The sequence below is a fragment of the Sphingomonas mucosissima genome (genome assembly GCF_002197665.1).
Taxonomy (GTDB): domain Bacteria; phylum Pseudomonadota; class Alphaproteobacteria; order Sphingomonadales; family Sphingomonadaceae; genus Sphingomonas; species Sphingomonas mucosissima.
On the sequence record NZ_NBBJ01000002.1, the window covers coordinates 110,462 to 125,255 of the forward strand.

General features: G+C 66.3%; 13 protein-coding genes. 6 read left to right on the forward strand and 7 right to left on the reverse strand.

Features of this window, described 5'->3' with window-relative positions; translation table 11 throughout:
- The first annotated feature begins 38 nt into the window (after positions 1–38).
- Complete coding sequence (locus SPMU_RS07675) at positions 39–845, forward strand: ATP-binding protein (RefSeq protein WP_088333306.1); 807 nt, start codon at positions 39–41, stop codon at positions 843–845.
- Positions 846–877: 32 nt separating this feature from the next.
- Here the strand turns inward: SPMU_RS07675 and SPMU_RS07680 are convergent, their stop codons facing one another.
- The 4 genes from SPMU_RS07680 to SPMU_RS07695 all read right to left on the reverse strand — a co-directional run bounded on the left by SPMU_RS07680 (position 878) and on the right by SPMU_RS07695 (position 6,370).
- On the reverse strand, positions 878–2,656 hold the full coding sequence (locus SPMU_RS07680; protein WP_088333307.1) for an ABC-F family ATP-binding cassette domain-containing protein: 1,779 nt from the start codon (positions 2,654–2,656) through the stop codon (positions 878–880).
- 194 nt (positions 2,657–2,850) lie between these two features.
- Positions 2,851–4,488, reverse strand: coding sequence for a chaperonin GroEL (gene groL / locus SPMU_RS07685; protein ID WP_088333308.1), 1,638 nt, complete (start codon positions 4,486–4,488; stop codon positions 2,851–2,853).
- A gap of 58 nt (positions 4,489–4,546) precedes the next feature.
- Positions 4,547–4,834 carry a co-chaperone GroES gene (gene groES, locus SPMU_RS07690; RefSeq protein ID WP_088333309.1) on the reverse strand — a complete coding sequence of 96 codons (288 nt, stop codon included), beginning with the start codon at positions 4,832–4,834 and terminating at the stop codon, positions 4,547–4,549.
- A 129-nt stretch (positions 4,835–4,963) separates the two neighbouring features.
- Complete coding sequence (locus SPMU_RS07695; protein ID WP_088333310.1) at positions 4,964–6,370, reverse strand: MATE family efflux transporter; 1,407 nt, start codon at positions 6,368–6,370, stop codon at positions 4,964–4,966.
- Positions 6,371–6,525: 155 nt separating this feature from the next.
- Between SPMU_RS07695 and sppA the strand changes: the two genes are divergently transcribed.
- The 3 genes from sppA (at position 6,526) to SPMU_RS07710 (ending at position 9,444) form a co-directional block, all read left to right on the forward strand.
- Positions 6,526–8,400, forward strand: coding sequence for a signal peptide peptidase SppA (gene sppA / locus SPMU_RS07700; protein WP_088333654.1), 1,875 nt, complete (start codon positions 6,526–6,528; stop codon positions 8,398–8,400).
- The gene (locus SPMU_RS07705; protein ID WP_088333311.1) at positions 8,397–8,744 is read left to right on the forward strand and encodes a hypothetical protein; all 348 of its coding nucleotides are present in this window, start codon (positions 8,397–8,399) and stop codon (positions 8,742–8,744) included. Before sppA ends, SPMU_RS07705 begins: the two co-directional genes overlap by 4 nt.
- A gap of 136 nt (positions 8,745–8,880) precedes the next feature.
- The gene (locus tag SPMU_RS07710; RefSeq protein ID WP_088333655.1) at positions 8,881–9,444 is read left to right on the forward strand and encodes a GNAT family N-acetyltransferase; all 564 of its coding nucleotides are present in this window, start codon (positions 8,881–8,883) and stop codon (positions 9,442–9,444) included.
- 37 nt (positions 9,445–9,481) lie between these two features.
- Here the strand turns inward: SPMU_RS07710 and SPMU_RS07715 are convergent, their stop codons facing one another.
- The 3 genes from SPMU_RS07715 to SPMU_RS07725 form a co-directional block, all read right to left on the reverse strand.
- Entirely contained in the window at positions 9,482–10,108 is a 627-nt protein-coding gene (locus tag SPMU_RS07715; protein ID WP_088333312.1) for a trimeric intracellular cation channel family protein, read from the reverse strand.
- 73 nt (positions 10,109–10,181) lie between these two features.
- On the reverse strand, positions 10,182–12,224 hold the full coding sequence (locus SPMU_RS07720) for a TonB-dependent receptor domain-containing protein (protein WP_140418428.1): 2,043 nt from the start codon (positions 12,222–12,224) through the stop codon (positions 10,182–10,184).
- Positions 12,225–12,392: 168 nt separating this feature from the next.
- Positions 12,393–12,929 (reverse strand): hypothetical protein, encoded by a 537-nt coding sequence (locus SPMU_RS07725; RefSeq protein WP_088333314.1) that lies wholly within the window; start codon positions 12,927–12,929, stop codon positions 12,393–12,395.
- A gap of 105 nt (positions 12,930–13,034) precedes the next feature.
- Between SPMU_RS07725 and glpX the strand changes: the two genes are divergently transcribed.
- A complete protein-coding gene (gene glpX / locus SPMU_RS07730; RefSeq protein WP_088333315.1) occupies positions 13,035–14,006 on the forward strand; it encodes a class II fructose-bisphosphatase in 972 nt (323 codons plus the stop codon).
- 17 nt (positions 14,007–14,023) lie between these two features.
- The gene (locus tag SPMU_RS07735; protein ID WP_088333316.1) at positions 14,024–14,794 is read left to right on the forward strand and encodes a CPBP family intramembrane glutamic endopeptidase; all 771 of its coding nucleotides are present in this window, start codon (positions 14,024–14,026) and stop codon (positions 14,792–14,794) included.

Genomic DNA, 14,794 nt, shown 5'->3' on the forward strand with positions numbered 1-14,794 from the left:
CGGTTGCAGCGTCGTCGCGACGATCCTAGCAGCAGCCCATGGACGATCTCGCCCGCATCGCCGCCGCGCTTGAGCGCTTGGCCCCGCCACCGCCGCCATCGGCCGATGCGATGGCGCATCCCGCTTATGTCTGGCGCGATGGCGTGCTTGTGGCTGCCCGGGCTTTCACGCCGCTGCCGCTTGACCTGCTGCGCGGTGTGGAGGTGCAGCGGGCGTCGTTGCTGGCCGACCTGGAGCGCCTGTCGGCGGGCCATGCCGCGCAGGACGTGTTGCTGTGGGGCGCGCGCGGCACGGGCAAGTCGGCGCTCGTCAAATCATGTGTCGGCGCGATCCAGGCGGCGGGTGGCCGGCTGGCGCTGATCGAGGTCACGGCCGATCGCCTCGACAGCCTCCCCGCGCTGTTCGACACCATCGCCGGCGTGGCGCGATCGTTCGTCCTGTTCCTTGACGATCTCGGCTTCGACGCTGCGGCGGATGCGCGAACCTTGCGATCGCTGCTGGAAGGCGGTGCGGAGGCGCGGCCCGCCAACGCACGGCTGGTGGTCACGTCCAACCGCCGCCACCTGATCCCGCGCGATGTCCATGAACAGGAGAATGCGATCAACCCGCGCGATGCCGTCGACGATCACCTAGCGCTCGCCGATCGCTTCGGCCTCAGTCTCGGCTTCCACGTCGTCGACCAGCCGCTCTATCTCGACATCGTCCGCGGCTACGCCGATCGCTACGGTCTGGCGTTCGACCCGTCGGATGCCCTGCTTTGGGCGGCCAAGCGCGGCAGCCGCTCGGGCCGGGTCGCGTGGCAATATGTGGTCGATCTGGCGGGCCGGGGCGGCAAAAGCTTGTAAGGCGGCCGATCTGCGCCGCGCGCAGGCCGGCTCTACCCCAAAGTCTCAACCATCTCGGCCAATTCGAGCCAGCGCAGCTCCGCCGAATCCTTCTCATCGCGCGCCGCGGCAATCGCTTTCATCAGCCGGTCGAACTGGGCGGGGTCGCGGACATAAAGCGCCGGATCCGCCAGCAGCGCCTCATCGCGCGCGATCGCGGCGTCGAGTTCTTCGATCCGCTTGGGCAATTGATCAAAGTCGCGCTGGTCCTTGTAGGTCAGCTTGGTGCGCGCCTGCGCGGGCGGGGCAGGGGCCACGGCGGCAGCCTTCGCTACCTTCCGTTCCACAACCGGCGCCCGCTTGCGCTCCCAATCCTCATATCCGCCGGCCACGACATCCACCTTGCCGGAGCCGTCCAGGCCCAAGGTAACGGTCACCGTCCGGTCGAGGAAATCGCGATCGTGGCTGACGATCAGGACCGTGCCCTCATAATCTGCTATGACCTCCTGCAGGAGGTCGAGGGTCTCGAGATCAAGGTCGTTGGTCGGCTCGTCCAGGACCAAGAGATTAGAATGTCGAGCAAATTCACGCGCCAGCAACAGGCGCGAGCGCTCGCCGCCCGAAAGAGAGCCAACCTTCGCCTCGGCAAGGCTCGGGTCGAACAGGAACTCCTTGAGATAGCCGTGGATGTGCTTCTTCGCGCCCAGCACATCGATCCAGTCGCCGCCATCGGCCAGCACGTCGCGCACGGTCTTGTCGGGCGCCATCAGCTTGCGCTGCTGGTCGATCACGATACCATCCAGCGTCTTGGCCAGCTTCACCGTGCCGCTGTCGGGCGCAAGTTCCCCGGTCAGCAGGCGCAGCAACGTGGTCTTGCCCGCGCCATTGCGCCCGACGATCCCGATCCGGTCGCCCCGCGTAACGCGGAACGTCAGATCGCGGATGATGGTGCGGTCACCATAGCTTTTGGTGACGTGCTCCATGTCGATGACGACCTTTGTCTTGTTGTCGTCACTGCCCATCGCCAGCGCTGCGGCGCCCTGCGGGCCGATCATGGCGGCACGTACCGCGCGCATTTCCTTGAGCTTCGAGAGTCGCCCCTGGTTGCGGCGCCGGCGGCCGGTGACGCCGCGGTGGAGCCAATGCTCCTCGATCTTCAGCTTGGCATCCAGCTTTTCGGCCGCGCGCTGCTCCTCCGCATAGACCTGTTCCGTCCACGAATCGAACCCGCCGAAGCCAACTTCGGCGCGACGCATGTTGCCGCGGTCGAGCCACAGTGTCTGCTTGGTGAGGCGGGTCAGGAAGGTGCGATCGTGGCTGATGACCACGAACGCGCCGCGAAAGCGTCCCAGCCATTCTTCGAGCCATTCAATCGCGCCAATGTCGAGGTGGTTGGTCGGCTCGTCGAGCAGCAGCACGTCGGGATCCTGCGCGAGCGCGCGCACGATCGCCGCACGGCGCCGCTCGCCACCGGAGGCAGTGGCCGCATCACGGGAAAGATCGATGCCAAGCTGATCGGCAATCGCGTCGGCTTCGAAATGCTCCGGCGCATCGCTGCCTGACATCACGTAATCGCCAAGGGTGGCGAAGCCGGCGAGGTTGGGGTCCTGCTCCAGCAGGATCACGCGCGTCCCAGGCACGATGGTGCGCCGGCCTTCGTCGGCATCGATCGTGCCGGCGATCAGCTTCAGCAGCGTTGTCTTGCCCGCACCGTTCCGGCCGATCAGCGCCAATCGATCGCGCGGACCGACATAGAAGTTCAAGTGGCGGAACAGCCAGCCGGCGCCCTGAATGAGGCCGAGGTCTTCGTATGCTAGGATTGGGGCAGCCATGGAGGCGGCAGATAGGGGCGCGGGGGCGATGCGCCAAGCGCCGTTACTCCGCGCGCGTCAGTTCAGCCGACCTGACGCAGAAAAGGACCGGATGCACGGCGCATCCGGTCCCTTCCTGTGAAGCGTAGCGGCAACGCCGCTGCTGGCCGATCCGATTTCGTGTCCGGGGCAGCTTTCGCTGCCCCGGTCCGAAATCAGAAGTCCATGCCGCCCATGCCGCCGCCCGGCATCGCCGGCATCGAAGGCTTGTCTTCCGGCAGCTCGGAAACGGTCGCCTCGGTGGTGATGAGGAGACCCGCCACCGATGCGGCGTTCTGAAGCGCGGTGCGCACGACCTTGGTCGGGTCGATCACGCCGGCCGCAACCAGGTTCTCGTACACGTCGGTCGAAGCGTTGAAGCCGAACGACGTATCGTCCTGGTCGAGCAGCTTGCCCGAAACGACCGCGCCGTCATGGCCGGCGTTCTGGGCGATCTGGCGGACGAGTGCCGTCAACGACTTGCGAACGATGTCGATGCCGCGCGTCTGGTCCTCGTTAGCGCCGGTCATGCCCTGCAGCGACTTCGTCGCATACAGCAGAGCCGTGCCGCCACCCGGGACGATGCCCTCTTCGACCGCAGCGCGGGTCGCGTGCAGCGCGTCGTCGACGCGATCCTTGCGCTCCTTCACCTCGACCTCGGTCGCACCGCCGACCTTGATCACGGCAACGCCGCCAGCAAGCTTGGCGAGACGCTCCTGCAGCTTCTCACGGTCATAGTCCGAGGTCGTGACCTCGATCTGCTGACGGATCGCTTCGGTGCGGCCCTTGATCGCATCGGCTTCACCAGCACCGTCGACGATGGTGGTGTTGTCCTTGTCGATCGACACGCGCTTGGCGGTGCCGAGCATGCCCAGCGTGACGGTCTCGAGCTTGATGCCGAGATCCTCGCTGATGACTTCGCCCTTGGTGAGGATCGCGATGTCCTCGAGCATCGCCTTGCGACGATCGCCGAAGCCCGGTGCCTTGACCGCTGCGACCTTCAGGCCGCCGCGCAGCTTGTTCACGACGAGCGTGGCCAGAGCCTCGCCTTCGATGTCCTCGGCGATGATCAGGAGCGGACGGCCCGACTGAACGACGGCTTCCAGGATCGGGAGCATCGCCTGCAGGTTCGACAGCTTCTTCTCATGGATCAGGATGTACGGATCGTTGAGCTCGACCGACATCTTTTCCGGGTTGGTGATGAAGTACGGCGACAGATAGCCGCGGTCGAACTGCATGCCCTCGACGACGTCGAGCTCGAACTCGAGACCCTTCGCCTCTTCGACGGTGATCACGCCTTCCTTGCCGACCTTCTCCATCGCTTCCGCGATCTTCTCGCCGACTTCCTTGTCGCCGTTCGCGGAGATGATGCCGACCTGTGCGATCTCGCTCGAACCGGCAACTGGCTTCGAACGGGCCTTCACGTCCTCGACGACCTTGGTCACGGCGATACCGATGCCGCGCTTCAGATCCATCGGGTTCATGCCGGCAGCAACCGACTTCATGCCCTCGCGAACGATCGCCTGGGCGAGAACGGTTGCGGTGGTGGTGCCGTCACCGGCGATGTCGTTGGTCTTCGAGGCCACTTCGCGCACCATCTGGGCGCCCATGTTCTCGAACTTGTCCTTGAGCTCGATTTCCTTGGCGACGGTGACGCCGTCCTTGGTGATGCGCGGTGCACCGAAGCTCTTGTCGATGACGACGTTGCGGCCCTTCGGCCCCAGCGTGACCTTTACTGCGTCGGCGAGGATGTCGACGCCGCGCAGAATGCGCTCGCGTGCGTCACGGCCGAATTTCACGTCCTTGGCTGCCATGTGGCTACCCTTTCAGATGAACGAATGTTGAGAAAGTTGAGGCGATCGAACGACAATCTCAGGCGAGAACGCCGAGAATGTCCGATTCCTTCATGATGAGCAGGTCTTCGCCGTTCACCTTGACCTCGGTGCCCGACCACTTGCCGAACAGGATGCGGTCACCGGCCTTGACGTCGAGCGGCGTGATCTTGCCGTCTTCTGCCTTGGTGCCGGAGCCAGCGGCGACAACCTCGCCCTCCTGCGGCTTTTCCTTGGCGGTGTCGGGAATGATGATCCCGCCGGCAGTCTTTTCCTCGGCCTCGACGCGGCGCACGAGCACGCGGTCGTGCAGCGGACGGAAGTTCATGGCTGTACCCTCTTTTGAGCGGTGTGACTGTTTTTTGGCACTCGCGATGATCGAGTGCCAGCCCCGGCCATATGTGTCTGCCTGATCACAGCGTCAACGGTGTGACGCACAAAAATTTGGAACCGGTCGTCAGATCGTGCGTGGAACCAGACCAAGTCGCTCGCGGGCATGCCAGCGCCACAGCAGCAGGATCGAAACGGCGAGAAGCCCGACCGCGAGACCGGTCCAAATCCCGACCCCGGCCCATCCCGCCTCGAAGCCGAGAAAGATCGACGTGCCAAATCCGACCACCCAATAGCCGAACAGCGCGATCCACATGGGCACACTCGTATCCTGCAAGCCGCGCAGCACGCCCGCGGCCACCGCCTGGGCACCGTCCACGAGCTGGAACATCGCCGCCAAGGCTAAGTACTGGACGGCAAGCTTCACCACGATGGCATTGGCTGGCGCGTCCACATCGACATAGGCGCTGACGAAGAGGCGCGGCGTCGCCCAGATCGCGGCCGCCGTGATCCCCATGAAGCCGATGCCAACGGCCAGGGCCACGCGGCCGGCGCGCGAGATCCACGCCCGATCGAGAGCGCCATAGGCCATGCCGACGCGGATGGTGGCGGCCTGCGCGATCCCGAACGGCACCTGAAACGCGATGGCGGCGATGTTGAGCGCCACCGCGTGCGCCGCGACCTCGTTGACACCGATCAGGCCCATCAGGATCGCGGCACCGCCAAAGAGCGCGCCTTCGAAAGTCCAGGTCAGCATGATCGGCACGCCGAGGCGGACGATCTCGCGGAAACGGGACCATTCGGTCGCCCACCAGCGGCCAAACAGCCGATAGCGGCGGAGGCGTCGATCGAGGCGGAAGATGGCACCATAAGCGATCGCCATGGCGGTGAGGCTGATGACGCTGGCCAGGGCGGATCCTTCGAGGCCCAGCGCCGGCGCGCCCAGATTGCCGAACACCAGCGCCCAATTGGCGACGATGCTCACCAGTAATGCGAGCCCCGTGACGGCAAAGGCCCAGCCGGGCCGGCCGAGGGCGGCGGCCGCGGATCGCATGACCCCCACCGCAACGCCGGGCAGGAGCCCAATGAGGATGATGTCCAGGAAGGAACCGGCACGACGCGCCACCTCCGGATCCTGCCCGGCGAGCAGCAGCACCGTCTCGCCATGCGCCAGCAGAATCAGCACCGGGAAAGCCGCCACGCCGCCGACCCAGAAGGCCATGCGCACGCTGCGCCGCACTTCGCGAACCGCATGGCGGCGGCGGCCAAGTTCCGCCGCGATCAATGGCGAAGCGGCGCTGGTGAGCCCGATCAGCGCGTACATGCACAGATTGAACAGGAACACGCCGAGTGTCGCGGCGGCGAGATCCACCGTGCCGAGCCGGGCGACGAAGATCACGTCCACCGCGCTGACCGCCATTTGAAGCAGATTCGCCCCGACCAGCGGCGCGGCGAGCCGTACCAGCGCGGAAAGCTCGGCCCGATCCGTGGCCGGGCGCGTCTCGGTCAGCGGCGGGGCGGCGGTGAACTCCATGGCGCGCAGGGCCTAGGCCGAATCTCCGATGGTGGAAAGGCTGGCCGGCATCGGCATCCGGCAGGTTGTGATTTCGCCGCTGCCGCGGGCGCCACCGTATTGCTTCACCCATACACCATCGGCTAAACCAACGGCAGATTTTCCGGGAAAACATGATGAAGCTTGTGCGCGGCGCGTGGAAACTGCTGGTCGGCATCAAGGACGCGCTGGTGCTCGTGGCCATGCTGTTGTTCTTCGCGCTGCTGTTTGCCGCGCTGAACAGCCGCCCCAGCACGCCTTCGATCAAGGACGGCGCACTGGTGCTCGACCTGGACGGGCCGATCGTGGAGCAGCCGGAGGAGGTCGCGCCGCTGGCGCTCGTCTCTGGCCAGCAGATTGGCCGTCAGTATCGGCTGCGCGACGTGGTGCACGCGATCAACGCGGCGCGGACGGATTCGCGGGTGAAGGCGATCGTGCTCGATCTCGACCGCTTCGGCGGCGCGTATCCCGCTGCGCTCGGCGAAGTAGCCGAGGCGCTGGTGCGGGTGCGGCAGAGCGGAAAGCCGGTGCTGGCCTATGCCACCGCCTACACCGATGGCGGCTACCGGCTCGCCGCCGCTGCCAGCGAGATCTGGCTGGATCGGATGGGCGGCACGGTGTTCGGCGGCCCGGGTCGCAACCGGCTTTACTACAAGGGGCTGATCGACAAGCTCGGCGTCACCACGCACGTTTATCGGGTCGGCAAGTTCAAGTCCGCGATCGAGCCGTATACGCGCGCTGACGAAAGCCCGGAAGCGCGCGCCGCGTCGCAGGCGCTCTATGGCTCGCTGTTCGAACAGTGGAAAAATGCCGTGGCGCAGGCGCGGCCAAAAGCCCGGATCGACGGGTGGCTGACGCAGCCCGGCCGTATTGCCCAAGCGGCGAATGGCGACATTGCGCAAGCCAGCCTGTCGACCGGTCTGGTCGATAAACTGGGAGACCGGCTCTCCTTTGGTCGCCGGGTGGCCGAGATCGCCGGCGCCGAGAAGGACAAACCGGCGGGCTCGTTCAAGCAGATCGCTTATGCCGCATATGTGCAGGCAAAGCCTGCGCCCGACGATGGCGAGATCGGTGTCGTGACCGTCGCTGGCGAGATCGTGGATGGCAAGGCGCGGGCCGGCACCGCCGGGGGCGATACCGTTGCGAAGTACATTCTCGATGGCCTGGCCGAAAAGAAGCTGAAGGCTCTGGTGGTGCGGGTCGATTCGCCGGGTGGGTCGGTGATGGCGTCCGAACGCATCCGCCAGGCGGTGTTGGAGGCGAAGCGGCGCGGGTTGCCGATCGTCGTCTCGATGGGCGGCGTCGCTGCGTCAGGCGGCTATTGGGTATCGCTGCCAGGCGAGGTGATCTTCGCCGATCCGGGCACGATTACCGGCTCGATCGGTGTGTTCGGCATCCTTCCGTCCTTTGAGAAGAGCCTCGCGAAGATCGGCATCACCAGTGATGGCGTGAAGCTGACGCCGCTGGGCGGCCAGCCGGACATCCTGGGTGGGATCAACGATGAAACCAGCACCATGCTCCAGGCAACGATCGAGCAGGTCTATCGCCGGTTCCTTTCGGAGGTGTCGCAATCCCGCAAGCTGCCGGTCGCGCGGGTCGACGAGATCGCGCAGGGCCGCGTCTGGGAGGGCGGCACGGCGCGGCAGATCGGCTTGGTCGATCGCTTCGGCACGCTGGACGATGCGGTGAAGGAAGCGGCGAAGCGCGCCAAGCTTGATCCGGCAAAGGCGAAGCCGGTGTATCTGGAAAAGAAGCCCGGCTGGGCGGCGCAGCTAGCGCAACAGATCGGCAAGAGCGACGATGAAAGCGGCAGTGCGCCGAGCGACGTCATGGCGCGGATCGCGTGGGAACAGCGGCAGATGCTGGCCCGCGCCGCAGGCGACGTGCGCCGGCTGGCGACGGGCGGCGGCATCCAGGCCCGCTGTCTCGAATGCGGCCCGGTCGGCCCTGCGCAAACGGTCGCCGGCGATCAGCGACTCCTTGATATGCTGATAGCCCGGATCGGGCTGTGATCCCGGCGCTCATGCTGGCGCTGCAGGCGGCCGCGCCGGTCCAGCCGGCCTCGCCGCGCATGCTGAGCGGGCGGTTCACCTGTGACGCCATCGTTTATGAAGTGCAGGTGACCACGGCGCCGCTGTCCGCCACGAGCGCCGTGCTTGATCGCGTGACGATCGGCGGCAAGCCGGTGGATGCCGGCTCCATGGCAGAAGCACGACGGATGGTTGCGCGCCTCGCGGATGTGCAGTCGATCGATGTGCGTTGCCGCGCAGGCGGCGCGGGCGAATTGAGCATTTACGGTACGCAGGCGATGGTGGGAGTAGCGCCCCGCCGCGCCCGTCTGCGCGGGACTCTGTAGGGGCCTGGGTTCGGTGCTGGACCGGGTGTCGTTCACGCGGCCGGTATCACGGACCTCGCGATCGCCGTGGAGCAGCGCTGACGCCGTTCGCCGGGCTGCACGGCTGACGCTGACGCTGACAGAAGGAGGCCGGATCATGATTGCCATTCGGGCTGCCGCGCCGGCCGACGCTGCTCCTATTGCGGCGATCTACGCCCCGCATGTCCTGTCCGGCACCGTGTCGTTCGAGACCGAGGCACCGGACATGCCGCAGATGCGCCAGCGGATGGCGGCTTCCGATGGGCTGTATCCCTGGCTGGTGGCGGCATCCGGCGCGGGCGAGGACGCGGCCGTGGTGGGTTATGCGTATGCCGCGCGTTTTCGTGAGCGGGCGGCGTATCGTTTCGTGGTCGAGACGTCGATCTATCTGGCCAGCTCGGTTCAACGGCAAGGAGTTGGGCGGCTGCTTTACGGGACGCTCATTGCTACACTGCGCGCGCAGTCCTTCACCCAAGCGATCGGGGCAATTGCACTGCCGAACGACAGGTCGGTTGCGCTGCACGAGGCGGCCGGTTTTCGCCGCGCGGGCACGTATCGCGAGGTCGGGTACAAGCAGGGGCAGTGGGTGGATGTCGGCTTCTGGCAGTGCGAGCTGAACGAAAGCATGGTGCCGCCGGCCGAGCCACGCCGCTTTGCGGACGTCGGCATGGTCCGGGCCTGATCACGCCGGGGCGCTCCGCGCGCTCGTCGGCCGCCTGTTAACGCCGCTGGCGATAGGCGGGGAGGTGGATTTGCCAGCGCATCGCCGCTGCCCGAAGCGCAAAGCCGGCGCTCGCGGCGACCAGCGCGGCCACGGCACCGCCGACCCCCAACAAAGTCAGGCCGATGAACAAGGCCGAGGCAAGCGCCGCCGCCGTTACATAGAGCTCCGGGCGCATCAGGATCGACGGCTCGCCCGCCAGCACGTCGCGAATGATGCCGCCGACGCAGGCGGTGACCACGCCCATCAGGAAGGCGGGCACTGGCGGCACGCCATAGCCCAGCGCCTTGGCGGCGCCATAGACGGCGTAGGCGGCAAGGCCGACCGCGTCGAACCAGTCCAGCGCCGCGCCGCGCCACCAGCGCTCGGGCGTCACCCAGATCACGACCGCGGCCGACAAGCATACGGCAGCGGCCCGGCTGTCGACAATCCAGAATACGGGAGCGCCGATCAACAGATCGCGAAGCGTGCCGCCCCCCACGCCCGTGATAAGTGCAAAAAAGGCCAGCGTCACCATCGTCTGCCCGCGCCGTGCGGCCGCGAGCGCGCCCGAGGCGGCGAACAGAGCAAGTCCGGCAAGGTCAAACCAGGGTGCGAGTACCGGGAGAAGATCAACGGGCGGCATCGGCAACCGGCTATCAGATACGAGGTCCGGGCGGGAGTGGCTGTCCCGCCGCGCCGAGCCGCGCAGCCCGCGCTCAGCCGAAATTATGCTTGATCGTCAGATACGGCAGGATGTGCTGATTGCGGACGCGATCTTCCACCCGGAACGGTGACGGCGTCCGGCGGTCCGGCGCGAAGAACAGGCGCCCGCGCCGCGTACTGATATCGCTGAGATTGTCGACGCTGAGCGTCACGGTGGTGCTGCGTGCCGGCCGGTATTCGGCAAACGCGGTGATGTAGGGGTTACCGGGATACAGCGTGTCGAGCTCATCGCGGCGATAGAAGGTAAATGGGTCGTCCCCGGAGAAACCGACGCCCCAGGCGAAATCACCCAGGTCCTGCCGCCAGTTGACTTCATAGATAAAGGGAGAGGTGCCGGAGAACGGCCGCTGCCGGCCTGTGTAAGGATCGCGCACGGACGTGCCGAGGTAGCTCAGGCGCCCCGATATGCGCCCGCCCTTGATGGCGAGCCGCGACAGGGGCACGTCAAAGGTGGCGCGCGCAATCTTGCTGGTGCCATCCCCCAAATTGCCGGGTGCATCGAAGCCTTCGGGCGTTGGCACGCGATCCTGCACCAGCGACGTTCGGGTATAGCCAAGTTCGATTTTCACGAGCCCGTCGCCAAGCACCTGTTTCTCGATGGTGGCAAGCGCTTCCCAGGAGCGCTGTGGTACCAGTTCGGCGTTGCCGCCATTTACCCGCTCATTCGCCAGCTCGGCCGCGCTGATGAAATCTTCGAACCGCAATTGCGCCACCGTGCGCGCGATCGATGCCTGTGCGCGCCATCCATCGCCGGGGCGCCAATCGAGGTTCAGCTTGGGCTTGAAGAAGCGCAGCGAACGCTCCGCATCGGCATCTCCGGCAACCGTCAGGCGAGAGACTTCATAGTTGAGCGCCAAGTCCATGCGCAGCTTGGCGGTCAGCGACCGGGTGGCGTTGGCGAAGGCTTCGGCCCGGTGCTCGGTAACGGTTGCATCATCCACCGGTAGGTCGATGCGGGTCGGTGCGCCGTTTTGGGCGAAGCCAAACAGGTCAACCTTGCTGCGCAGGCGGTTGATTGCTCCCTCCACGCCGGTTTCCACCGACCAGCCATTCAGATCGGGCCGTGTCCACAATCCGCGCAATACCGCCTCGTCGCGCCGGCTTCGCACTTGCTGCTCATTGCCGCCGATCACATCACTGCGGACTCGCAGAAGGAAGCGTTCGCGGTTGATGCGGTCGCGTCGGGTTGCAAGGCCGATCAGCTTAACTCCGCCGCCCAGCAGCGGCCGCTGAACGTCGCCGCCGACTTCCCATTCGTCGAAATGGAACCGCTGGTTCAGCCGATCGTCCCGTGCCGTGCCGCCGACCGGAAGAACATCGTTGGTCTGGCTCAGGCGAAAGCGATCAATCGCATAGCGCGCATTGAACCGGCCGGTTTCGAACTGTGATGCGTTATAGTCCCATGAACCCGACACCGACACGTTGGGAGACCGAACCGTGTTGATCTTGCGGCGATATTCCAGGAGGTCGCCGGACGGCAATGCCCGCAGCGTGTCGTAACCCTCCTCAGTGGTCTCGTTGTTGATGACCGCAACGGAGGCGTTGAACGTCGAGCTGCCGCGGCGCAGGAGCGTGGAGACGCTGCCCTCGGGAAGGTGCGCGCCATCGTACTGGCGCCGCAACGCGCCCGTCACCGTTCCCGCAAGCCCGCCATCGCCGGTGAGGATCAGGTTCACCACCTGCGCCTTGCCGCTATATTCCGCACCAAAGGCGGTACCAGGGCCGACCTCGACGCGAGCAACGCGGGTGCCGGGAATGCGTGCGAGAACGACTTCGATCGTGTCGCTTTTCGATGAAGGCCGCTGACCGTTGATGACGACATTGCCCGCGGCGCTACCAAAGCCGCGCACGTCCTCCTCCACCTGTTCGAGTGTGAAGCCGGGAACGCGGCGAACGACCTCTAGCGCATTGGCCGGCTGGAACTGCTGAAAGAACGCGGCCTCGTAAACAGTCCGCCCCGTGGTATCGGCAGTTTGCGCCAACGCCGGTGCCGCAATCCCTGCGACTGCCACGACGGCAGCCAGTGCGACACGCATGGTAACCATCCCCCGATACTCTCCCATGAACGGCGGTACGCAATCTTCAGGCCAAGTCAAAGAGGCGGATCACACCGGCGGTGAGCGTTGATAGCGGCGGCATCGGCGCTGCTCGTGCCGCTGCCGCATTGTCCGTTTTCGCACGAGCGGCGTCCGTTTCCGGACAGTTTAGTCGATCCGCCATTCTTCCAGCGCAGCCTCATAAGCCTCGCGCGCCTTTATCCGGGCGCGATCCAGCTCCGTACGTTCCTTGGCCTGCGCCTTGTCCAACGCGCGCCGCCGCGCCGCCAGCTCTTGTTCTTCGCGCTTCAACTGCGCCCGCTCCTCCGCCTGGCGCGTCTCGGCCGCTTCAAGCGCGGCCTCCGCCTTGTCCGGCGCCGCGCGACTCGGTTTCGGCTTTGGCTTTGGTTTTGCTGGCGGTGCGGGCCTGTCGGCACGCGAGCTCGCTTTGCTCCGTCCGGTTGCCCGCGCCGGCACCAGGGGATCATCTGGCGCGTCGGCCATGGTGCGAGCGACGCGGATCACCTCGCCGGGGTGGGCGAGGGGCTCACGGGTGAGCGCCGGATCGCTCACCACTTCGGCCATCCCGCGTGCGAACAGGTTGGCATCGCTGCCCCATGCAGCGAGCGCCGCCTTTTGGCTTGGCGCCGCGACATAGGCATCGTGGAACCCGGCCGGCGTTCGATAGACCTTCAGCTTTGCCATGCATCCACTTGTCGCCCGCCCGCCGTATAGCGGCAAGCGCTGTCTCGACACCGCAACGCGAGCCGCCTATCGCTCCTCTGAAACAAAGGATTTTGGGGGAATTCAATGCCGACAGCCAGCAAGGTGCTCGATCGCGTCCTGGTGCTCGAGATGGTGCGCGTCACGGAAGCGGCGGCGATCGGTGCCTCCAGCCTGATCGGGCGCGGCGACGAAAAGGCGGCGGACGCCGCCGCCGTTGAGGCCATGCGCGAGGCGCTCAACACCCTCGACATCGATGGCACGGTGGTGATCGGCGAGGGCGAGCGGGACGAGGCGCCGATGCTGTTCATTGGCGAGAAGGTCGGCGCGGCACAGGGCACTGGCCCCAAGATCGACATCGCGCTCGATCCGCTGGAGGGCACCACCATTTGCGCCAAGGCCGGGCCGAACAGCTTGGCCGTGCTGGCGATTGGCGAGGAAGGCTGCCTCCTGAACGCGCCCGACGTCTACATGGAAAAGCTGGCCGTCGGCCCCGGCCTTCCGGACGGCGTGATCGATCTCGATCGCACCCCGACGCAGAATATCGAGGCGATCGCCGCCGCCAAGGGCGTTCGCCCGAACGAGATCATTGCGTGCGTCCTCGATCGCCCGCGCCATGAAAAGCTGATCGCCGAGCTGCGCTCGATCGGCTGCGGCGTGGTGCTGATCGGTGACGGCGACGTGGCGGGCGTGATCGCCACAACCGATCCGGACACCACCATCGATGTGTATATGGGTTCGGGCGGCGCACCGGAGGGCGTGCTGGCCTGCGCCGCGCTGCGCTGCGTCGGTGGCCAGTTCAAGGGACGGCTGCTGTTCCGCAACGAGGACGAGCGCGCCCGTGCCCGCAAGTGGGGCATCACCGATCTCGACAAGCAATATGACCTGAAGGAGCTGGCGAAAGGCGATTGCATCTTCGCCGCCACCGGCGTGACCGATGGTTCGCTGCTTGAAGGCGTGAAGCGGCGCGGCAAGACCATGACGACCGAAAGCGTCGTGATGCGCGCGTCCTCGGGCACTGTCCGCTGGGTGAAGGGTGAGCATCGGCTCGACCGTTGATTCCGGGTAGCTAGCGGATGCTGGCCGCAGCGCTGCTTTTTGCCGCGCTCGGCCTGCTGGCGCACGGCTGGTGGACCAAGCGGAGCCTCGCGGCGCGGATCGCCCGCGCGGCTCGCGGGCGATCCGCCTCTCGCCCGCGCTCGACCTTGGGTTGGGCGCTCGGCATCTTCGTCACCTATGGCGCCACGGCGCTGGTCGCGCTGGCGCTGCTCGGCCGGCCTGAGGCGCTGACCGATCTACCTGTCGAGCTTGGCGAGGCGGCGCGCCTGGTGGGCATCGCCCCGCTGCCGGTCGACGCTCTTGTTTCGGTGGGCTGGTCGCTCGGCGCTGGATTTGTCCTGGGCGCGCTGGCGGTGATCGTAATGGCGCGGCGCGGGTGGCTACGCTTTGCCACCATGTATCGCTCACCAGCGGTCGCGACGACCCGTGCGGAGGCGGGGCCTGCCCTGCTGCTCGCCGCGGCGGCTGGGATCGGCGAGGAATTGTTCTTCCGCCTGCTGATCCCGCTGCTCACCGCGATGATCACGGGCAGCGGCGTGGCCGGCTGCCTGCTCGGCTGGGCGGCGTTCACGTTGGCGCATCGCTATCAGGGGGCGCTCAGCATGGGCGCGGTCGCAATCGTCGGCGCGGTGCTGGGGTGGCTGTATCTCGCCACCGGCCTGTTGTGGCTGGCGATGCTGCTCCACACGGTGGTGGATGCCAATGCGCTGGTGCTGCGCCCCTGGCTCGAAAAGCTGGGCAGGCACGGCGCAGATAGAAGAAGGGGAGCGACTGGCGCTCCCCGATAA